15 protein-coding genes and 1 pseudogene are annotated in these 21729 nt (G+C 68.4%); 10 read left to right on the top strand and 6 right to left on the bottom strand.

The genetic code is table 11. The annotated features are described in order from the left end of the window. Complete coding sequence (locus Q4F04_RS05515; RefSeq protein WP_303368834.1) at positions 1–375, bottom strand: NADH:ubiquinone oxidoreductase subunit NDUFA12; 375 nt, start codon at positions 373–375, stop codon at positions 1–3. 147 nt (positions 376–522) lie between these two features. Between Q4F04_RS05515 and Q4F04_RS05510 the strand changes: the two genes are divergently transcribed. Together Q4F04_RS05510 and Q4F04_RS05505 are read left to right on the top strand one after the other, a co-directional pair. Next, complete coding sequence (locus tag Q4F04_RS05510) at positions 523–1695, top strand: FAD-binding oxidoreductase (protein WP_303368833.1); 1173 nt, start codon at positions 523–525, stop codon at positions 1693–1695. A gap of 172 nt (positions 1696–1867) precedes the next feature. Then, the gene (locus tag Q4F04_RS05505; RefSeq protein ID WP_303368832.1) at positions 1868–2458 is read left to right on the top strand and encodes a d(CMP) kinase; all 591 of its coding nucleotides are present in this window, start codon (positions 1868–1870) and stop codon (positions 2456–2458) included. A 99-nt stretch (positions 2459–2557) separates the two neighbouring features. On the opposite strand, the gene Q4F04_RS05500 is transcribed toward Q4F04_RS05505, so the two are convergent. Further along, positions 2558–3019, bottom strand: coding sequence for a GatB/YqeY domain-containing protein (locus tag Q4F04_RS05500; protein ID WP_303368831.1), 462 nt, complete (start codon positions 3017–3019; stop codon positions 2558–2560). Positions 3020–3134: 115 nt separating this feature from the next. Here Q4F04_RS05500 and carA point away from each other — a divergent pair, with 115 nt between their 5' ends. Together carA and Q4F04_RS05490 are read left to right on the top strand one after the other, a co-directional pair. Then, positions 3135–4286, top strand: coding sequence for a glutamine-hydrolyzing carbamoyl-phosphate synthase small subunit (gene carA, locus Q4F04_RS05495; protein ID WP_303368830.1), 1152 nt, complete (start codon positions 3135–3137; stop codon positions 4284–4286). A 67-nt stretch (positions 4287–4353) separates the two neighbouring features. Next, positions 4354–6414, top strand: a complete 2061-nt coding sequence (locus Q4F04_RS05490; RefSeq protein WP_303368829.1) for a glycosyltransferase family 2 protein — start codon at positions 4354–4356, stop codon at positions 6412–6414. Between the two features lie 41 nt (positions 6415–6455). On the opposite strand, the gene Q4F04_RS05485 is transcribed toward Q4F04_RS05490, so the two are convergent. After that, positions 6456–9317: a bifunctional [glutamine synthetase] adenylyltransferase/[glutamine synthetase]-adenylyl-L-tyrosine phosphorylase gene (locus Q4F04_RS05485; protein WP_303368828.1), complete on the bottom strand. Its 2862-nt coding sequence runs from the start codon at positions 9315–9317 to the stop codon at positions 6456–6458. Positions 9318–9628: 311 nt separating this feature from the next. Between Q4F04_RS05485 and Q4F04_RS05480 the strand changes: the two genes are divergently transcribed. From Q4F04_RS05480 to ilvN, 3 genes are all read left to right on the top strand, one after another. Beyond that, positions 9629–10447, top strand: a complete 819-nt coding sequence (locus Q4F04_RS05480) for an arginyltransferase (RefSeq protein WP_303368827.1) — start codon at positions 9629–9631, stop codon at positions 10445–10447. A 155-nt stretch (positions 10448–10602) separates the two neighbouring features. Further along, positions 10603–12366, top strand: coding sequence for an acetolactate synthase 3 large subunit (locus Q4F04_RS05475; RefSeq protein WP_303368826.1), 1764 nt, complete (start codon positions 10603–10605; stop codon positions 12364–12366). A 10-nt stretch (positions 12367–12376) separates the two neighbouring features. Continuing rightward, positions 12377–12949 carry an acetolactate synthase small subunit gene (gene ilvN, locus Q4F04_RS05470; protein WP_303368825.1) on the top strand — a complete coding sequence of 191 codons (573 nt, stop codon included), beginning with the start codon at positions 12377–12379 and terminating at the stop codon, positions 12947–12949. 90 nt (positions 12950–13039) lie between these two features. Here ilvN and Q4F04_RS05465 read toward each other — a convergent pair whose 3' ends face one another. Next, positions 13040–16453 (bottom strand): indolepyruvate ferredoxin oxidoreductase family protein, encoded by a 3414-nt coding sequence (locus tag Q4F04_RS05465; RefSeq protein ID WP_303368824.1) that lies wholly within the window; start codon positions 16451–16453, stop codon positions 13040–13042. A gap of 139 nt (positions 16454–16592) precedes the next feature. Between Q4F04_RS05465 and Q4F04_RS05460 the strand changes: the two genes are divergently transcribed. From Q4F04_RS05460 to Q4F04_RS16000, 3 genes are all read left to right on the top strand, one after another. Then, on the top strand, positions 16593–17489 hold the full coding sequence (locus Q4F04_RS05460; protein WP_303368855.1) for a LysR family transcriptional regulator: 897 nt from the start codon (positions 16593–16595) through the stop codon (positions 17487–17489). Positions 17490–17755: 266 nt separating this feature from the next. Next, positions 17756–19939, top strand: a complete 2184-nt coding sequence (purL, locus tag Q4F04_RS05455; RefSeq protein WP_303368823.1) for a phosphoribosylformylglycinamidine synthase subunit PurL — start codon at positions 17756–17758, stop codon at positions 19937–19939. Between the two features lie 236 nt (positions 19940–20175). Further along, a complete protein-coding gene (locus Q4F04_RS16000; protein ID WP_368660701.1) occupies positions 20176–20427 on the top strand; it encodes an SH3 domain-containing protein in 252 nt (83 codons plus the stop codon). Positions 20428–20434: 7 nt separating this feature from the next. Here the strand turns inward: Q4F04_RS16000 and Q4F04_RS05450 are convergent, their stop codons facing one another. Both Q4F04_RS05450 and Q4F04_RS05445 read right to left on the bottom strand, forming a co-directional pair. After that, entirely contained in the window at positions 20435–21541 is a 1107-nt protein-coding gene (locus Q4F04_RS05450) for an ATP-binding protein (RefSeq protein WP_303368822.1), read from the bottom strand. A gap of 7 nt (positions 21542–21548) precedes the next feature. After that, positions 21549–21729 (bottom strand): annotated as a pseudogene (locus Q4F04_RS05445) (gamma carbonic anhydrase family protein); the annotation flags it as partial.

Raw genomic sequence — 21729 nt, 5'->3', positions numbered from 1 at the left:
CTACTCGGGCTGCCAGGCGTCGTAGTCGCGCCGGGGCACAGGCTCGGCCCGGTAGAGCGAGCCATCGGGGTGATAGGCGGCGTCGGTGCCGGTGCGGTTCGGCACATGCGGCTTTTCCCAAGGCTTCTGGGGCAGCGGCACGCGGTTCGGCGGATCGTCATAGGTGTGGGTCAGCCAGCCGCGCCATTCGGGCGGAACCCGGCTCGCCTCGGCCTCGCCATTGTAGATGACCCAGCGCCGCTTGCCGCCGGGCGTCTGGTAATAGATGTTGCCCTGATCGTCCTCGCCCACCTTCGTGCCGAAACGCGAGGTCCAGACCTGTGTGCCCAGCGTCTGGCCGTTCCACCAGGTCAGCAGGCGATCGACGATCCACATGGGCCAACTCCGCTTCGGCGCAATCCGGGTTCCCGTATCGCCCATCCCCGGCCCGAGGTCCAGCGCCTTGCGCCATCGTGAAGCACCTTGCGCGGGCCGCGTCCTTGGGCAAATCCTGCGCGCGGATCTGCATGGCGGGGGGACAAGTTGACCGAAGTTCTGATTGCGGGCGGCGCGGTGATGGGCGCCTCGGTGGCTTTCTGGCTGACGCGGCTGGACCCCGCCATCCGCGTGACCGTGGTGGAACCCGACCCGAGCTATGCCACCAGTTCGACCGCGCTGTCGGCGGCCGGCATCCGTTCGCAGTTCACCAACGAGGTGAATGTCGCGATCAGCCGCTTCGGGATTGAGTTCATCCGCGATTTCGCCCGCTGGACCGGGCCTGCGGGCGAGATCCCCGACCTCGGGCTGCGCGAGAACGGCTACCTGTTCCTGACCGCCACCGAAACCGGCGCGGTCCAGCTTGAAAGCCTTGCCGCCATGCAGCGGGGCCTTGGCGCCTCGACCGAGGTGCTGGACCGGGCGGGGCTGGCCGTCCACTTTCCGTGGATGCAGCTTGACGACATCGTCGCAGGCGCCTTCGGGCCGCGGGGCGAAGGCTTCTTCGACAACATGGGCCTGCTGTCGGGGATGAAGAACGCGGCAAGGGCCGCGGGCGCGGTCTGGCTGACGGACCGGGTGCTGGGATTCGAGCGCGACGGCAACCGGGTGCTGGCCGCCAATCTGGAAAAGGGCGGGCGGCGGCAGGCCGATGTCTTCGTGAACTGCGCGGGTCCACGGGCGGCGGGGCTGATGCGGTCGATGGGCCTTGACCTGCCGGTCGAGCCGCGCAAGCGCACGATCTTCGTGGTCGATGCGCCCGCCGCCCGGCACCCGGACGCGCCGCTGATCATCGATCCCTCGGGCATCTGGATGCGGCCCGAACATGGCCAGTGGCTTGCCGCGACCGTCCCGGCGACCGACGGCCCCTGCGGCGAGGACGACTTCGTGCCCCAGTCGGAACTGTGGGAGGATCACGTCTGGCCCGCCCTTTACGCCCGAGCCGAGGGCTTCGGCGCGGCCCGGGTGATCCGTGAATGGGCCGGGCATTATGCCTTCAACACGCTGGACCAGAACGCGATCCTCGGCCGCAACCCGCAGGTGCCGAATCTCTACCATGCCAATGGCTTTTCCGGCCACGGGCTGCAGCAGGCCCCCGCCGTGGGCCGGGGCATCGCCGAGCAGATCGTGCATGGCAACTGGGTGACGCTGGACCTCTCGCCCTTGGGTGTGCAGCGGGTGCTGGACGGCCAGCCCTTTGCCGAGGCGGCGATCGTCTGATCGCGCCCGCCGCATCCCCTGCCCTGCCCCCCGAAAGCCTTTTCCTTGCGGGCCTGTCCCAAGGGAACGCGCCGATTCCAGCGACGGAAAGGCACCGCCCGAACTGCCGGCCCCCGCTTTCCTGACGCACCCGCCTGTGGCAAGAGGCCCCGGACACCGAAGGAGAGACGCCATGCCATTCACCATCGCCATCGACGGACCCGCCGCTTCCGGCAAGGGCACCATCGCGCGGGCGCTGGCGGAACGCTTCGGCTTCCTGCATCTGGACACCGGCCTGCTTTATCGCGCCGTGGGCGCGCTGGGGGGTGAGCCCGTCCACGCCGCCAAGGGCCTGACCCCCGAGGACCTGCTGCGCCCCGGGTTGCGCAGCGCCGAGGCGGGACAGGCCGCCTCGCGCGTCGCCGCGATCCCCGAGGTCCGCGCCGCCCTTGTCGATTTCCAGCGCCGCTTTGCCGCGCAGGAACCCGGGGCAGTGCTGGACGGGCGTGACATCGGGACGGTGATCTGCCCCGGCGCGCAGGTGAAGCTGTATGTCGTGGCCGCGGACGAGACCCGCGCCGCCCGCCGCGCGGCGGAACTCGGCGCCGATCCGGCGGAGATGCTGGTGCAACTGCGCGAACGCGACGCCCGCGACGCGGCGAGGGACACCGCCCCCCTGCGCGCCGCGCCCGACGCGGTGATGCTGGACACGACCGAATTGAGCATCGACGAGGCAGTCGCGCGGGCTGTCGCGCTGGTCGAGGAACGGCTGGCTGCCCGCTAAGGCCGCGCGTCCTTCTCCCCCAAGCCCTGTTCGTTCTTCTTCGTCCAAATATCCTGTGGATCGTCGTATACGACGATGGGGGCTGGCCCCCGGTCCTTCTCAGCCCATCAGCCGCGCCTTGACCAGCGCACCTGCCGCGCCGAAGTCCATCTGCCCCGCATGGCGTTCCCGCAGGGCACCCATGACGCGGCCCATGTCCCGCACGCCGGTCGCGCCCAGGTCCGCGATGACCGAGGCGATTGCCGCCTCGACCTCATCGGCCGACAACTGGCGCGGCAGGAATTCCTGGATGATGCCGATCTCGGCCTGCTCGCGCTCGGCCAGTTCCAGCCGCCCGCCCTCCTCGTAGGCCCGCGCCGATTCCTGCCGCTGCTTGACCATCCGCGACAGCAGCGCGACCACGTCATCCCCGGTCAGCGCGCCCTTGCCGTCCTCGCCCCGCTGCGCGATCTCGCGGTCCTTGATCGCCGCCCCGACCAGCCGCAGCGTGGACAGCCGCAACTGGTCGCGCGCCTTCATCGCCTCTTTCGTCGCCGCCTGGATACGCTCACGCAGGTCCATGTCGTGCCTTTCCTTGATCCCCGCCACGCTTGCCCCCAGGCCGCCCGCCGGTCAAGCAGCCTTGACCCCAGCCGCGGCATCCCCTAGCTCTCGCCCGATTTTCCGGGGGTTCGAGATGGAACAGAAACCGACCGCGTGCCTGGCCTTGGCAGACGGGACGATCTTCTATGGCCGAGGCTTCGGTGCGGCGGGCGAGGTGGTGGCCGAGCTTGTCTTCAACACCGCCATGACCGGCTATCAGGAGATCATGACCGACCCCAGCTATGCAGCCCAGGTCGTGACCTTCACCTTCCCCCATATCGGCAACACCGGCGTCACGCCGGAAGACGACGAATCCGCCGACCCGGTCGCCGCCGGCATCGTGGTCAAGTGGGACCCGACCGAGCCCTCGAACTGGCGCGCGGCCTCGGATCTGTCGGAATGGATGGAACGGCGCGGCCGCATCGGCATCGGCGGCGTGGACACCCGCCGCCTGACCCGCGCGATCCGCCAGCAGGGCGCGCCGCATGTGGTTCTGGCCCATGACCTCGAGGGGCGCTTCGACATCGAGGCCATGGTCGCCCGCGCCCGCAAATGGCCGGGGCTGGTCGGCATGGACCTCGCGCGCGAGGTCAGCACCACCCAGAGCTATCGCTGGGACGAGGGGATGTGGCGCTGGCCCGGCAGTTTCGGGACCGAGCGCCCCGAAAAGCCGCTGCGCGTCGTGGCGCTGGATTATGGCGCCAAGCGGAACATCCTGCGCTCGCTGGCCGAATCCGGGGCGGACGTGACCGTCCTGCCCGCGACCGCCACCGCCGAGGAGGTGCTGGCCCATGACCCCGAAGGCGTGTTCCTGTCGAACGGTCCGGGCGATCCGGCGGCGACCGGGGAATATGCGGTGCCGATGATCCGGACGCTGCTGGAACGCGACCTGCCGATCTTCGGCATCTGCCTCGGCCACCAGATGCTGGCGCTGGCCTTAGGGGCGAAGACCGTCAAGATGAGCCACGGCCACCACGGCGCCAACCATCCGGTGCGCGACAAGGAAAGCGGCAAGGTCGAGATCACCTCGATGAACCACGGCTTCGCGGTGGACGCCCAGTCCCTGCCCGAAGGCGTGGTCGAGACGCATGTCAGCCTGTTCGACGGGTCCAACTGCGGGCTGAAGCTGGACGGCCGCCCGGTCTTCTCGGTCCAGTATCATCCCGAGGCCAGCCCCGGCCCGCAGGACAGCGCCCATCTGTTCGAGCGTTTCGCCCAAGCCATGCGCGGGCGCCGGCAGGGCTGAGGCCTTGTTAACGGCAACTTAAGCATTCCGGACGATCAGGGGGCGATCCTGCCGCCCCGAGGTGCCTGTGTCCGTCACGCCGATTCGCCGCCAGCAGCCCGGCCCCGCCGACCCGGTGGATCACGCACGGGGGCCGCTCTGGCCACGCGCCGCCCGCCCCGACGACCGGCCCGGCGCGGGAACCGGCAGGCCTGGGGACCGGACGCTGGGGCAGATCCTGCTGGACGATGGCGCCGTCGATCTGGGCAACCTGCTGCAGGCCGTGATGCTGCAGCGCCCGGACGCCGTGCGGCTCGGCGAGATTCTTCTGGCCCGCGGCTGGGTCACGCCGCAGGCGCTGACGCTGGCCTTGTCGAAGCAGTGGCGGACCTCGGCCATCGACCTTGCCGCCCTGCCGCCCGACGCGCGCCTGATCGACCGGGCGGGCGCCGACTGGTGCCTGGCGCAGGGCGTGGTGCCATGGCGGCGCACCGGCGGCGTCACCTTTGTCGCCGCCGCATGGCCCGAGCGGTTCGAAAGCATACGCGGGCGGCTGGAAGCGCGGCTCGGCCCGGTGCGGATGCTGCTGGGAACCGGACAGGACTGCACCGAGGCGCTGCTGGCCGCCCGCCGCACCGCGCTGATCCGGCAGGCCGAGACCTGCGTGCCGCCGGACCTGAGCTGCCGCACCCGGAACGAGGCCCGGCTGGGGCGCATCCTGCTGGGCCTGATGGCCGCGCTGACGCTGGGGCTGTGGCTTGCGCCGGTGATGGTGCTGGCGCTGGTCAGTCTGATCGCCATCATCACGCTTGTGGCGACAACGGCGCTGAAGGCACTGGCCTTCCGTTCGACCCTGCGCGGACTGCGCGAGGCGGGTCCTGCGGATGACGCGGGGATCGAGGGGAACTGGCCGGTGGTCTCGGTCATGGTGCCGATGTTCCGCGAGGAGAACATCGCCGACCGCCTTGTCGGCCGCCTGGCCCGGCTGACCTATCCGCGCGAGCTGACCGATATCCTGCTGGTGGTCGAGGAAACCGACGCCGTGACGCGCAACGCCCTGTCGGGCGTGAAGCTGCCCTTCTGGATGCGTGTAGTTACCGTTCCCGACGGGCCGATCCGCACCAAGCCGCGGGCGCTGAACTATGCGCTGAACTTCTGCCGCGGCGAGATCATCGGCGTCTGGGACGCCGAGGACCGGCCCGAGCCGGACCAGTTGCAGAAGGTCGCCCGCCACCTGCATTCCGCCCCGCCCGCCGTCGCCTGCCTGCAGGGCGCGCTGGATTTCTACAACCCGCGCACGAACTGGCTCGCCCGCTGCTTCACGCTGGAATATTCGGCCTGGTTCCGGGGCGTGCTGCCGGGGATCGCGCGGATGGGGCTGGTGGTGCCGCTGGGCGGGACGACCTTCTTCATCCGCCGCGCGGCACTGGATCATGCGGGCGGCTGGGACGGCTGGAACGTCACCGAGGACGCCGATCTGGGGGTCCGCTTGGCGCGGCTCGGCTACCGGACAGAGATGGTCGCCACCACCACCCATGAAGAGGCGAACTGCCGGCCTGTCCCCTGGGTCAAGCAGCGCTCGCGCTGGCTCAAGGGCTTTGCGATGACCTGGGGCGTGCATATGCGATCCCCGGGGCGGCTGGTGCGCGAGATCGGGTTCTGGCCCGCTCTCGGCTTTCACCTGCAGATGTTCGCCACCGTCCAGCAGTTCCTTCTGGCGCCCGTGCTGTGGAGCTTCTGGCTGCTGACGCTGGGCTTCGGCCACCCGCTTGGACCCTTGGTCGAGGGTTGGTTGAGCACTGTCGTGATCGCGAGTTTTCTTCTGTCCGAGTCGCTGAACGTGGTCGTGGCGATTTGGGCCGTGCGCCGGACCCATCCGGGGCTGATGTTCTGGGCCCCGACACTGTATTTCTATTTCCCGCTGGCCTGCCTTGCGGCATGGAAGGCCGCCTACGAGATCGTGGTCAAGCCGTTCTACTGGGACAAGACCACGCACGGGGTCTTCGACCATGCGGCGGATGACGCGGAGGACAGGCTGGACAAGGGTGTCGAGGCGGCGCTGGTCCCGATCCTCGGCGCGGTCACGGACCAGCCCGGCCCGGTCTCTCCCGCCGCGGCCTCGGTCCGCATCACCGGCGTGATCGGGTGAGGGGACGCGGGCAGGATCGGCCAGGGACCTGTTTCCGGCCGTCAGCCCTTGCCCTCGGCGCCGGACAGGACGTCGATGATCCGTCCCGCTGCATCCACATGGGTGTCCAGCCGCGTGGAAAGCTCGTCAAGTGTGCGGCAACCTGTTTCGCGCAGCAGGAAATCCTGTCCGCCTTGGCCAAGGGCCTCCATGTCCAGCGGCCGCTCGGTCAGCAGGCGGCCTGCGCAATGCAGCCGCCACAGGAAGCGGTGCGCCTGCGCCAGCGCGTCCGCATCCTCGGCGCCGATCAGTCCCGCCTTGCGGCCCGCCCGCAACTGCATGGCCGCGCCGCGGGAGGCCGAGGCGGCGCGCAGGGCAAGGGACTGCGCGAAAAGCTCGATGTCCTGCAGCCGGCCGCGGCCGATCTTGGCCTCCCACCGGCCATCCGGGGCCTTGGCGGCGAAGATGCGCTGCCGCATGGCCAGAAGGTCCGGCAGCACCCGCGGATCGGTCCCCCGCGCCGCAAGTATCTCAAGCCGCAGGGCCTCCAGCCGGACCGCAAGCGGGCGGGTGTCCGGGGCGGCCGGCTCGTTTGCCCCCTTCCCCGCAAGGGCGCCGGAGGTCACGGCGACCACCCGCGCCCGCGTCAGGGCCAGATGCTCCCATGTCCATGCCTCGTGCATCTGGTAGCCGCGGAACGAATCAAGCCCCGTTGCGACTGGCCCCTGCCGGCCCGAGGGACGCAGGCGCATGTCCACCTCGTAAAGCCGGCCGGCTGCGGTGGGCGCGGTCACTGCGGTCAGAAGCGCCTGGGTCAGCCGGGCATAATAGGCCCGGGTCGCCAGAGGCTTCGGCCCTTCGGACCCTTCGGCCCCCGCCGCGTCGTAGATCACGATCAGGTCGAGGTCGGAGGCTGCGTTCAACTGCCGTGCCCCCAGCGAGCCCATTCCCAGAACCGCCGCCCCATGCCCCGGGGGCAGGCCGTGCCGGCGGGCGAACTCGGCCGTGACCAGCGGCGCCAGTGCCGCCAGCGCGGCATCGGCGATGTCGGCGTAATGCTGGCCCGCCTCCTCGGCCTCGATCAGCCCGCGCAGGTGATGGACGCCGACGCGGAACTGCCATTCATGCGCCCAGCGCCGCGCCGCATCCAAGGCGCGCTCGTATCCGCCCTCGGGCGCTGCCAACGTGCGGTCGAGCGTCTCGGACAGCATGGACCGCAGCGATCCGACGCCGGGCCAGGGCGCGAAGAAGCTGCCCGCGATCACCGCGTCCAGCACCTCGGGGTGGCGGGCAAGATAGGCCGCAAGCCCCGGAGAGGTCGCGCAGATGTCACCCAGCAGGTCGATCAGCGAGGGGTTCGATTCGAACATCGAGAAAAGCTGCACCCCGGCGGGAAGCCCGCGCAGGAAGCTGTCAAAGCGGCCCAGCGCCTCGTCGGGCCGCCCGGCGCGGAACAGGCTGGTCAGCACGCGCGGCTCGATCCGGGCGAAGACCTGCCGGGCGCGGGCGGATCGCAGGGCGGGATAGCTTTGCCAGCCCTCGACCAGTGCCGCCTGATCGTGGCCGAGGTCGGGCCGGGCGTCGCCGGTCCCGCCCGGCTGGAAGAAGTCGCCCGCAAGCTCCTCGACGCGCAGCAGGCGCTGTTCCAGCCGGGCGCACCAGGCATCAATGTCGGATACGCCGCACAGATGCGCGACCGGCGCGATCCCCTCGGGCATCGCGGGCACCGCGTGGGTCTGGGCGTCGTTGACCATCTGGATGCGATGCTCGATCTCGCGGTGCTTGCGGTAATGCGCGGCAAGCTCGGCGGCGACCTCGGGCGGAATCCATTCCTTTTCGGCCAGCGCCGCCAGGGCATCGACTGTGCGGCGCTGGCGCAGGTCGGGGTCGCGCCCGCCCGCGATCAACTGGCGGGTTTGCGCGAAGAACTCGATCTCGCGGATGCCGCCGCGGCCGAGCTTGAGGTCGTGGCCCGGTGCCCGGATGCCCCCGTGCAGGCCCTTGTGGTCGCGGATGCGGCGTCGCATCTCGTGCGTGTCCTCGACGGTCGCGAAATCGAGGTGCCGCCGCCAGACAAAGGGACGCAGCGCATCCAGGAACCGCTGCCCTGCCGCCAGATCGCCCGCGCAGGGCCGGGCCTTGATGAAGGCCGCGCGTTCCCAACTGCGGCCCTCGGCCTCGTAATAGGTCAGCGCCGCAGTGGCCGAGATGCAGACCGGCGTCACCGAGGCGTCGGGCCGCAGCCGCAGGTCGGTGCGGAAGACATAGCCATGCGCGGTCAGGTCCGACAGCGTGGCCGCCGCCTTGCGGGTAGCGCGGATCAGGGCGGCGCGGACCTCGTGCTGGTCCTCGGGCGCATAGGCGGCATCGTCGTAAAGGACGATCAGGTCGATGTCCGAGGAATAGTTGAGTTCGCGCGCGCCCATCTTGCCCATCGCCAGCGCGAAGATCCCCCCTGCCTCGGGTGCTGCATCGGCCAATGGGGCGGGCAGCTTGCCGCGCCGGATCTCGTCGGCGACATGGGCGCGCAGGGCAAGATCGGTCGCGGCGTCGGCAAGGTCGGTCAAAACGCCGGTCACCTCGTCCAGCGTCCACACCCCGCCCAGATCGGCCAGCGCCGCGTAAAGCGCGACCCGCCGCTTGGCCTGACGCAGCGCCGGGCCAAGCTGGGCCGGGTACAGCGCATCGAAGCCCGCGGTCTCGGCCACCACCAGCGCGGCAGGGGCCGGGTCACGGGCCAGGGCATCGGAAAGCCAGGGGGCATCACGCTCGATCAGCCCCGCCAGAAAGGGGCTGGACCCACCCGCGCCGCAGAGCAGGCCGGTCAGCCTGGGGTCGTCCATGGACAGATGCGCGGCTGCGGCCTTGCCGCGCGCGTCGTCGGTCGGAAGTGGAAGGCGGGTGATGCGCCGGGCGAAACTCATGCCCCGACCCTAGAGCGGCCCGGCCCATCGTCAATGCGGCAAGCGGCATGGGCGGCCGTGCAGGACCGGCGATCCGGCGGCCGCGTACCCACGCTTGCCCGCATCCTGCGCAGGCGACTGGAAATCCACGCGCAAACCCATATGTCGTGGCGTATGATCGTGACGGGTTGCGCTTGGCGCGCCCGGTTTCTGTTGCTACCGTCCGTCCATCTCAGGCCCTTCGCGAAGATCCGGCTGCCGCGCATGCTTCCTTTCCCCGTCCGCCATCCCGGCTTTGCCCATGACCCGGCCACGAAGCGGCGGGGCGGGTGATGCGGCACACTCCGTCCAGCGCCCCGCAGTTCTATGTCACGGCCCCGCAGCCCTGCCCCTACCTGCATGGCCGGGCCGAGCGGAAGCTGTTCACCGCGCTGACCGGCGACCGTGCGCGCGAGCTGAACAACGCGCTGTCGCGCCAGGGCTTCCGGCGGTCGCAGAACGTCGTCTACCGCCCCAGTTGCGAAAGCTGCGTGGCCTGCATGTCCGCGCGCATCCGGGTCCGCGACTTCCAGCCCAGCCGCAGCCAAGGCCGGGTGCTGAAGCGCAACAAGGGTCTTGCGCGCCTTGGCACGAGCGCCTGGGCGACCGAGGAACAGTTCGAGTTGTTCCGCCGCTATCTGGACCACCGCCATGCCGATGGCGGCATGGCCGACATGGACATCTTCGAATTCGCCGCGATGATCGAGGAAACGCCGGTCCGCACGCGGGTCTTCGAATATCGCGCCACCGGAAGCAGCTCGGCCGAGTCCCCCTTGTCGGCGGTCTGCCTGACCGACATCCTCGATGACGGCCTCAGCCTCGTCTACAGCTTCTACGACCCGCTGCGCGTGGCCGACAGCCTCGGTTCGTTCATGATCCTCGATCATGTCGCGATGGCGCGCGAGGCCGGGTTGCCCTATGTCTACCTGGGCTATTGGGTGCCTGGCAGCCGCAAGATGGCCTACAAGGCCGGCTTCAGCGCGCTTGAAATCCACAAGGGCGGCGTCTGGCAGGACATCGGCCACCCCGAGGATCACGAGGGCGAGACGCATCCGCTGTCGATCGACCCCATTGTGGAACAGGTCGCCCGGATTCACCTGCCGCAGGAGTGACATCCAAAGACAGCGAAAGATTATTTCGTTTTCCGGTGATTGGCAGACATTTTTCTCTGCAGCCATTGACGCTTGCTGCAGTGCCATCTAGCTTGCGGCAGCGCAGCAGAGCAGTCTGCCCTGCCGCAGGTTTTCCGCGAACAAGGGGGTCGGAAATGTCCCGAAGCATGACGGGTGCAAGAATGGTGGTCGAGGCGCTGAGGGATCAGGGCGTCGATACCGTATTCGGCTATCCCGGCGGCGCGGTACTTCCGATCTATGACGAGATATTCCAGCAGAACGAGATCAAGCATATCCTTGTCCGCCATGAACAGGGCGCAGTCCACATGGCCGAGGGTTATGCCCGGTCGACCGGCAAGCCGGGCGTGGTGCTGGTGACATCCGGTCCTGGCGCCACCAACGCGGTGACGGGGCTGACCGACGCGCTGATGGATTCGATCCCGCTGGTGGTGCTGTCGGGGCAGGTTCCGACCTTCATGATCGGCACCGACGGGTTCCAGGAGGCCGACACGGTCGGCATCACCCGTCCCTGCACCAAGCACAACTGGCTGGTCAAGGACACCGACAGCCTGGCCGGGACGCTGCACCGGGCCTTCCACGTGGCGACCTCTGGCCGGCCGGGGCCGGTGCTGATCGACATCCCCAAGGACGTGCAATTCGCTGAAGGGACCTATGTCGGCCCGAAGCAGGTCGAGCCCGCCCGCTACCAGCCGCCGCGCAAGGGCGACATCACGGCGATCACCCGGCTGGCCGAACTGATCGAGCGGGCCGAGCGGCCGATTTTCTATACCGGCGGCGGCGTCATCAACTCGGGTCCGGCGGCGAGCCAGCTTCTGACGGAACTTGTGGATGCGACGGGGTTCCCCGTCACCTCGACGCTGATGGGTCTTGGCGCCTATCCGGCCAGCGGGAAAGGCTGGCTAGGGATGCTGGGGATGCACGGCCTCTATGAAGCCAACATGGCCATGCACGGCTGCGACCTGATGATCAACCTCGGCGCCCGCTTCGACGACCGGATCACGGGCCGGGTCGCGGATTTCTCGCCCCATTCGGTCAAGGTCCATGTCGATATCGACCCGAGCAGCATCAACAAGGTCATCCGCGTCGATCTGTCCATCGTCGGCGACGTGGGCCATGTGCTGGAAGACCTGCTGAAGATCTGGAAGTCGCGCGGCCGCAAGACCAACCCGGCCCTCCAGCAGTGGTGGGCGCAGATCGAGCAGTGGCGGGCCAAGGACTGCCTGAGCTATCGCAACTCTGACAGCCTCATCAAGCCGCAATACGCGATGCAGCGGCTCGAGGCGCTGACCAGGAACCACGACCGCTACATCACGACCGAGGTCGGCCAGCACCAGATGTGGGCGGCGCAATACCTGAACTTCGAGGGGCCGAACCGCTGGATGACCTCCGGGGGCCTCGGGACGATGGGCTACGGATTGCCGGCCTCGGTGGGCGTGCAGGTCGCGCACCCGGATGCGCTGGTCATCAACGTGGCGGGCGATGCAAGCTGGCTGATGAACATGCAGGAGATGGGCACGGCCGTTCAGTTCCGCGCCCCGGTCAAGCAGTTCATCCTGAACAACGAGCGGCTGGGCATGGTGCGCCAGTGGCAGCAGCTTCTGCATGGCGAACGCTACAGCCAGTCGTGGAGCGAGAGCCTGCCCGACTTCGTCAAGCTGGCCGAGGCCTTCGGCTGCAAGGGGCGTCAGGTCAGCGATCCCGCGGAACTGGACGACGCGATCCGCGAGATGATCGACTATGACGGCCCCTTCATCCTGGACGTGCTGGTCGAGAAGCACGAGAACTGCTTCCCGATGATCCCCTCGGGCAAGCCGCATAACGAGATGCTGCTGGGCGACCAGGAGGCGGCCGAGGATATCGGCACCGCCATCCAGTCCGACGGCGCGGTTCTGGTGTAAGGGGGCGATCATGTCGGCACTGAAACTTGAACGCGGCGCATCCAGCCATTCCGCCTACGACCTGCGCGACTACCATGCGGCAGGCGAGGAAAGGCATACGCTGGCCGTCATCGTGGACAACGAGGCGGGGGCGCTGGCCCGCGTGATCGGCCTCTTCTCGGGGCGCGGCTACAACATCGACAGCCTGACGGTGGCCGAGGTGGACCACACCGGCCACCGCTCGCGCATCACGCTGGTCACGCGCGGCACGCCTGCGGTGATCGAGCAGATCAAGGCGCAGTTGGGCCGCATCGTCCCGGTCCACGAGGTCCACGACCTGACCGTCGAGGGCCCTTCAGTCGAGCGCGAACTCGGGCTGTTCAAGGTGATGGGCGGCGGCGAGAAGCGGGTCGAGGCGCTTCGAATTAGCGACATCTTCCGCGCGAAAGTCGTTGATTCGACGCTGGAAAGCTTCGTCTTCGAGATCACCGGCACGCCCGAGAAACTGGACGCCTTCGCCGAACTGATGCGCCCGCTGGGACTGGCCGAGGTTGCCCGCACCGGCGTCGCCGCCTTGTCGCGCGGACGTCAGGCGGCGGTCTGAAACAAGGAAACCGGAGGCCGCGAAGCCCCCGGTTTTCTTCTTCGCCCAAATATCCCCGCCGGAGGCAGGCCGGGCCGCAAGGCCCGGTCTTCACTCCGCCGCGATGCGCAGTTCCGGCTGCGACGGCCAGCCGCCCGCGCGGAAGGCGGCCATCAACTCGTCCCGCCGCGCCTGCGCCTTTTCAGCCGCCGCATCCTTGATGAAGCCATAGCCGCGGATCTGCTGCGGCAGGGCGGCAAGCTCGCGGACAATCTCCATCGTCGCGGGCGTGACCTTCGGCAGCACCTCGGCCATGTCCTGTTCATACTGGCGGGCCAGCGCGCGTTCGTGGCGGCGTTCGGCCTGCCAGCCAAAGACATCCAGCGGCGTGCCGCGCAGGCCCCGCAGCGAGGACAGGGTGCGGAAGACCGGCAGCATCCACGCCCCGAACTCACGCTTCTTCGGGCGACCTTCCGAGTCCTTGCCGCCCAGGAACGGCGGCGCCATGTGGAAGGTCAGCTTCGTGTCGCCTTCGAAGGTCCGGGCCACGCCCTCGGTCGTGGTCAGGTGCAGGCGGGCAACCTCGTATTCGTCCTTGACCGCCAGCAGCCGGTAGTAGCTTTCAGCGACCGTCTCGCGCAGTTCGGCTGGCGCCATGTCCACCAGCTTGAGGAACCGGCGTTTGAGATTCGGTCCCTGATAACCCACCAGCCGGTCGGCGCGATATGCGATGGGGTCGAAGCGTTCTACCTCGACCGGCGCGGGCGCGGCCTGCTGAGGATACAGGATCGCCCAACGGCCGATCTGGAAGGCGCGCTTGTTTTCCTCGGCCTTGGCGCCGTTCAGCTCAATGGCGCGCAGGATAGCGGCTTCGGAGAGCGGGATCAGGCCCTGCTGCCATGCCGCGCCGGTGATCAGCATGTTCGAATAGATCGAATCGCCCAGATACCGCTCGGCCAGCTTCGAGGCGTCGAGGAAGGACACCTTCTCGCCCAGTCGCGCCTCAAGCGACATCTTCAGCCGGTCAGCGGGAACGCGGAAGTCGCGGACGCGGGTGAACTCGCCGGTGATGATCTCGTGCTCGTTCACCACGGCGCCGGTGCGGCCACCCGTCATCAGGCCGATGGTCCTGGCCCCGGCCGTCACCACAAGGTCGCCGCCGATGATGGCGTCGGCCTCGCCCACCGCGACGCGGATGGCGCTGATGTCGGCAGGGTCATTCGCCAGCCGCAGGTGGATATGGACCGCCCCCCCCTTCTGGGCCAAGCCCGCCATCTCCATCATCCCCGCGCCCTTGCCGTCCAGTTGCGCGGCCTGCGCCAGCACCGCGCCGATGGTCACCACGCCGGTGCCGCCGACGCCGGTGATGACAAGGTTATGGGTGCCGCTGATCGCCGGCAGCGCGGGCGCGGGCAGATCAGGGAGCGCGAGAGCCTCGGCGGCGGGCTTCCTCAGCTTGCCGCCTTGGACGCTGACGAAGCTGGGACAGAAGCCTTTGACGCAGCTATAGTCCTTGTTGCAGGACGACTGGTCGATGGCCCGCTTGCGGCCCAGCTTGGTGTCGAAGGGCACCACCGAGACGCAGTTCGACTGGACCGAGCAGTCGCCGCAGGCCTCGCAGACCTCGGGGTTGATCCAGACGCGGCGGTCGGGGTCGGGGAACTTGCCCTTCTTGCGGCGGCGGCGCTTTTCGGCGGCGCAGGTCTGGACATAGACCATGGCCGTGACGCCGGGCTGCTGCGAAAGTTCCCGCTGCACTTCCATCAGGTTCGCGCGTTCCTCGAAGCGCAAGCCCTTGGGGAAGAGGCTGCGGTCCACCTCCTCCTTCTCGTCATGGACCAGCACCACGGGCACATCCAGCGCCTGCAATTCGCGCACGATCTGGGGGGCGGTCAGCTCGCCCTCGTTCGGCTGGCCGCCGGTCATGGCGACGGCGTCGTTGAACAGGATCTTGTAGGTGATGTTGGTGCCCGCCGCCTTTGCCGCGCGGATCGCCAGAGAGCCGGAGTGGTTGTAGGTTCCGTCGCCAAGGTTCTGGAACACATGGGGGCGCTGGGAAAACGGCGCCTCGCCGATCCAGTTGGCGCCCTCGCCGCCCATCTGGGTGAAGCCGGTGGTTTCCCGGTCCATCCACTGCACCATGTAGTGGCAGCCGATCCCGGCATAGGCGCGGCTACCCTCCGGCACCTTGGTGGACGAGTTATGCGGGCAGCCCGAGCAGAACCACGGCGTCCTGACCGCCACCTCGGGCGCGTTGTCGTTGCGGCGCGTCTCGGCCAGCTTCGACAACGAGGCTTCCAGCCGGTCGGTGCGGCGGCCTTCCTCGATCAGGATGTCGCCCAGCCGCTGCGCGATCAGCACGGGGTCAAGGGCATAGCGGGTCGGGAACAGTTCCAGCCTGCGCCCGTGTTCCCAGGTGTCGCCCTTGTGCCAGCCATAGACGCGCCGGCCACGGCGGTCGTCGAAGATCGCCTCCTTGACCTGCACCTCGATCAGCTTGCGCTTTTCCTCGACCACGATGATGAGGTCCAGCCCCTCGGCCCATTCGTGGAAGCTGGTCATGTCCAAGGGCCAGGTCTGGCCGATCTTGTAGGTGGTGATGCCCAGTCGCTCGGCCTCGGCCTGATCCAGCCCCAGCAGCGACATGGCATGGACCACGTCCAGCCAGTTCTTGCCCGCGGCGCAGATGCCGATCCTGGCCCCCGGCTTGCCCCAGACGCGGCGGTCGATGCGGTTGGCGCGGGCGAAGGCCTCGGCGGCGAAACGCTTGTAGTCGATCATCCGCGCTTCCTGCGCGACCGGCGTGTCGCCCAGGCGGATGTTCAGCCCGCCTTCCGGCATGGCGAAATCGTCGGGAGTGACGAAGTTCATGCGGAAGGGGTCGCCGTCCACGACGCTGGTCGCCTCGACCGTGTCCTTCATGGTCTTGAGGCCGGTCCAGACACCGGCAAAGCGGCTCAGCGCCCAGCCGTAAAGGCCGAAGTCCAGGATCTCCTGCACGCCTGCGGGGGACAGGACGGGGATGTAGGCGTCCACCATCGCCCAGTCGGACTGGTGCAGCACGGTCGAAGATTCGCCGGTGTGGTCGTCGCCCATCGCCATGACGACGCCACCGTGCTTCGACGACCCCGCCATGTTGGCATGGCGCATCACGTCGCCGGACCGGTCCACGCCCGGCCCCTTGCCATACCACAGCGCGAAGACGCCGTCGTATTTGCCCTCGCCCCGCAGTTCCGCCTGCTGGCTTCCCCAGATGGCGGTGGCGGCCAGATCCTCGTTCAGCCCCGGCTGGAACAGGATGTTCGCGGGCTCCAGCAGCTTCTTCGACCGCATCATCTGCAGGTCCACCCCACCCAGCGGAGAGCCGCGATAGCCCGTCACCAGCCCTGCCGTGTTCAGCCCCGCGGCGCGATCCCGCGCGGACTGCATCAGCATCAGCCGCACCAAGGCCTGAGTGCCGTTCAGCAGCACATGGCGCTTGGTCAGGTCGAAACGGTCGGCGAGGGTGATATCCTGGACGCTCATCTTGCTTCCTCCCAAAGCTGGACGGCAGAGCCTCAATATAGGTCAGTTACGTTGACCGATAAAGCCCTTTGTTCTTCCCGAACTTGTGTCTATCTGTTGCGCCGAACGCATGGCAGGGATGCATCAAGGTATGAACGCGCTGGATTGGGACAAGCTGCGCATCTTCCATGCCGTGGCAGAGGCGGGCAGCCTGACCCATGCAGGCGACGTCCTGCACCTGTCCCAGTCGGCGGTCAGCCGTCAGATCCGCGCGCTTGAGGAAGGACTGGGCACGACCCTGTTCCATCGCCATGCCCGCGGGCTGATCCTGACCGAACAGGGCGAGATGCTGTTCGACGCAACCCGCGCGATGAACCGCAAGCTCGACACCACCGCCGCCCGCATCCGCGACAGCGAGGAGCATGTCTTCGGCGAACTGAAGGTGACGACCACCACCGGCTTCGGCACCCTCTGGCTGGTTCCGCGGCTGGCGAAGCTTTATGAACGCTATCCCGAACTCAAGATCGACCTCTTGCTGGAAGAGCGCGTGCTGGACCTGCCGATGCGCGAGGCCGACGTGGCGATTCGGATGAAGGAACCCAGCCAGGCCGACCTGATCCGGCGCCGGCTGCTGAACATCCGCATGCGGCTTTACGCCTCGCCCGAATATGCCGAACATACGGGCCTGCCGCAGAAGGTCGAGGAACTGGCCACCCATCGCCTGATCTGCCAGAATCCCACGACGCCGCAGGTCCATGCCGGGGCGGTTCTGGCACAAAGCCTGCTGGCCCAGCACGGCAGCACCACGTTGCTGGTCAACAGCTACTTCGGCGTGCTGCAGGGAGTGCTGAGCCATGTGGGAATCGGCATCCTGCCGAACTACATGGAACACGGGATGCCGAATCTGGTCCGGGTGCTGCCTGATGTCGAATCAAGCGAGGTGCCGGTCTTCCTGGCATTCCCCGAAGAGTTGCGCACCTCGCGCCGCGTTGCAGCATTCCGCGATTTCGTCCTTGAGGAGATCACCGCGATGCGCCGCAACCCCGAAGAAGGCTGACTGGCAGGCGATTTGTTGCCGTCATGCAACCTTCGCATGGCGGCATTGCCACTATTAAGCTTCGTTAACCTTGAAAACGGGGCAGTTTGGTCGCTAATTGGACAATGAAGGGACGCAGGCTCGCCTGTTGTCGCTTCAACCTCCCTGTTGGACTTGGCCGGGCCTCGTGCCCGGCTTTTTTTCTGCGCCGCGGCGGGACTTGCTCATCTTCCACTTGCGCCCTGCCCGGCCTAGAAGGCACGCAACCGCAGCAAGGGGGCCGCACCATGCAGAACGAACCCGCCATCACCGACGAGCTGGTCGCCGCGCATGGGCTGAAGCCCGACGAATACCGGCGCATTTTGGACATCATCGGGCGCGAGCCGAGCTATACCGAACTCGGCATCTTCTCGGCGATGTGGAACGAGCATTGCTCCTACAAGTCATCGAAGAAATGGCTGCGGACGCTGCACACGACCGGCCCGCAGGTGATCTGCGGCCCCGGCGAGAACGCGGGCGTCGTGGACATCGGCGACGGGCAGGCGGTGGTCTTCAAGATGGAGAGCCACAACCACCCTTCGTATATCGAACCCCATCAGGGGGCCGCGACCGGCGTCGGCGGCATCCTGCGCGACGTCTTCACCATGGGCGCCCGCCCCATCGCCGCGATGGACGCGCTGTCCTTCGGGCGGCCCGAACATCCCCGCACCCCGCATCTGGTCAAGGGCGTGGTCGAAGGGATCGGCGCCTATGGCAACGCCTTCGGCGTCCCGAACGTCGGCGGAGAGATCCGTTTTCATCGCGCCTATGACGGCAACTGCCTCGTCAACGCTTTTGCGGCGGGCCTCGCGGATGCGGACCGCATCTTCTATTCGGCGGCTTCCGGCGTGGGGATGCCAGTGGTCTATCTCGGCGCCAAGACAGGCCGCGACGGCGTGGGCGGGGCGACCATGGCCTCGGCCGAGTTCGACGACACGATCGAGGACAAGCGCCCGACCGTGCAGGCCGGCGACCCCTTTACCGAGAAATGCCTTTTGGAAGCCTGTCTCGAACTGATGGCGACGGACGCAGTGATCTCGATCCAGGACATGGGCGCGGCGGGGCTGACCTGTTCCGCCGTCGAGATGGGCGACAAGGGCGGGCTTGGCATCAAGCTGGTGCTGGACCACGTCCCCCAGCGCGAATCCGCGATGACGGCCTACGAGATGATGCTGTCCGAAAGCCAGGAGCGGATGCTCATGGTGCTGAAGCCCGAGAAAGAGGCCGAGGCGCGGGCGATCTTCGAGAAATGGGACCTCGACTTTGCCATCGTGGGCGAGACCATCGCCGAGGACCGCTTCCTGATCCTGCACGGCAACGAGGTCATGGCCGATCTGCCGCTGTCCAAGCTGTCCTCGAGCGCCCCCGAATACGACCGCCCTTGGGTGGAAACGCCCGCGCCAGAGCCTCTGGGCGATTTGCCCGCGATCATGCCCATCAATGCGCTTAAGGCGCTGATCGGCTCGCCCAACTACGCCTGCAAGGCATGGGTGTGGGAGCAGTATGACACCCAGGTCGGCGGCGACACGATCCGCAAGCCGGGCCTCGGTGCGGGCGTCGTGCGGGTCCACGGCACAAACAAGGCGCTGGCCTTCACCAGCGACGTGACGCCGCGCTATGTCAAGGTGAACCCTGTCGAGGGCGGCAAGCAGGCCGTGGCCGAGGCTTGGCGCAACCTGATCGCCTGCGGGGCGAGGCCGCTTGCCGCGACCGACAACCTCAACTTCGGCAACCCGGAAAAGCCCGAGATCATGGGCCAGTTCGTCGGCGCGATCAAAGGCATCGGCGAGGCCTGCCGGGCGCTCGACTTCCCCATCGTGTCGGGCAACGTCAGCCTTTACAACGAGACGGACGGCCAGGCGATCCTGCCCACGCCCACCATTGGCGCGGTCGGGCTGATCGACAGGCTGGACGACCTGATCCCCGGGCTGCCCCACAAGGGCGACCTCGCGCTGGTGATCGGGGCCACGCGCGGCCACATGGGCCAGTCGGCGCTGGCCGCCGAAGCCTGGGGGATCGAGGCGGGCGACGCGCCCCCCGTCGATCTGGTCCTTGAGCGCGCCCATGGCGAGTTCCTGCTGGCCCAGCGCAGCCACATCCGCGCCGCGACCGACCTTGCGGATGGCGGGCTCGCGCTCGCCGCATTCGAGATGGCCGAGGCGGCGGGCATGGGCGTCACGCTGGACGCCTCGGACATCCCGACGCTGTTCGGCGAGGACCAGGCCCGCTACCTCATCGCTGCCCCTGCGGCGGATGCGGGCAGCCTGATCGACGCGGCCCGTGCCGCCGGCATCGAGATCGCCGAGGTCGGCCGCTTCGGCAGCGAGCGGGTCACGCTGGCGGACGACTCGGCGCCCCTGGCCGAACTCTCGGACCTCTATCGCACGGCCTTCGCCCGCGCGATCCGGGGCGACGTGCCGGACCACGCCTGACCTTCCGGCATCCGCGAGGAGCCATGGCGTCCCGCGATCCTGTGCGGGCAGGGTGTATTCTTGACAGACTCGCCGGAGCGGGAGGACCATCCCCCTGCAGGAACCACCTGCGGGGGGGTTCGAGGCGCCCGCCCTCGCTGCCCCGCTTGCACCCTGACGAATCTCTCTGCCGTGCCTGTCGCGGCGCAGGCGCTTGATGTCCCGAACTTCGAAAATGCCTTGGTCGGTCATGGGGGCTGAAGCTGGATCGCGGGGGCTTTCCTGCCGTCCGCTCGGGGCCGGGCTCAGGATACCGCCAGGTCGGAGAGCTTCATGACGGCCGCCGCGTGACCATCTTCGGCGGTCGGGGCAGCTGGCTTGGGGTGAAGGTCCCCGGCGGACGGATCGATCGGGCCGATGCCTGCGGGCGCGGAGGACGCGGGCGGCAGTTGTCCGGCCCCGGCCTTGGCCGGGTGCATGGCCGCCGGATTGGGGACACCAGCCCCTGACCAGCCATCAGCCGCCTTGGCCCTGCGTGCCGCCCGAGGCCGGCGGCACCCATTCCGGCAGGATCACGGTAAAGCGGCTGCCCTGCCCCTTTGCGCTTTCGATCTTCAGCCGTCCCCGGTGGCGGGCGACGATATGCTTGACGATGGCAAGGCCCAGCCCGGTGCCGCCCTTCTCGCGCGAGCGGTGGGTGTCCACCCGGTAGAATCGCTCGGTCAGGCGCGGCAGGTGGACATGGTCGATGCCTTCGCCGTCGTCGGCGACCTCGACGGCCCAGCCGGGGCCGCGCAGGACGGGTTCATGGGCGACACGGGACAGGGTCACGCGGACCTCTCCGCCGGACTGCCCGCGGCTGCCGTATTTGATGGCGTTCTCGATCAGGTTGTGCAGCACCTGCTGGATCTGGTCGGGGTCGCCCGCGACCGGAGCGGCCAAGCCGGTGTCGATCTGGCGCAGGGTCTGGCCTGCCGCCGTGGCAGTCGGCGCCAGGGTCGCGCAAGCGCCACGCACCAGGGCGGCGAGGTCCAGCCGCTCGACCGGGCGCCGCCGCTCTTCCTGCTCGACCCGGCTGAGGGACAGCAGGTCGCCGATCAGCCGGTTCATCCGCCCGGCCTCGCGGTCCATGATGGCAAGGAAGCGTTCGCGCGCGGCCGCGTCGTCGCGGGCGGGACCGCGCAGGGTCTCGATGAAGCCCATCAGCGCGGTCAGGGGGGTGCGAAGCTCGTGGCTGACGTTGGCCACGAAATCGCGGCGCATCTGTTCGGCCTGCTCGATGCCCGAGGTGTCCTCGAGCACGACAACCGCGCCCCGCCGGCCCCGCACCATCATGGAGGACACGGTGGCGACGCAGTTCTGCTCGCGCCCCAGCGCCTTGATGGCGACGGACATGCGGGCAGAGGCGGGCTGTTCCTGCCCGCGCGCCGGGGCCAGCGCCCGGTCCAGCGCCCGGTTGATCAGGGGCTGGCGCAGCACGGTGACAAAGGGCCGGTCCGTCAGCCCCGGACCCAGCATGGCGATGGCGGCGCTGTTGACCGACACCACCCGGGCATCGTGATCGACCACCAGCATGGCGATGGGAAGCGCCTCGCCGATCTGGTCAAGGGCGACGCTGTCCACTGCCGTCTCAGTCGATCCGCCGCAGGCCGGCGCGGAAGCGGGCGGCGTTGGCCCGGTAACGGGCGGCCGATTCGCGCAGGCCCGCGATGGCGGCCTCGTCGAGCTGGCGGATGACGCGCCCCGGCGCCCCCATCACCAGCGCGCCGGGCGGGATTTCCTTGCCCTCGGCGACCAGCGCCCCGGCCCCG

The sequence above is a fragment of the Paracoccus sp. (in: a-proteobacteria) genome (assembly GCF_030536915.1).
Taxonomy (GTDB): Bacteria; Pseudomonadota; Alphaproteobacteria; order Rhodobacterales; family Rhodobacteraceae; genus Paracoccus.
The sequence above is the reverse complement of the archived record's forward strand: the minus strand, read 5'-3'. Positions and strand labels throughout refer to the sequence as shown.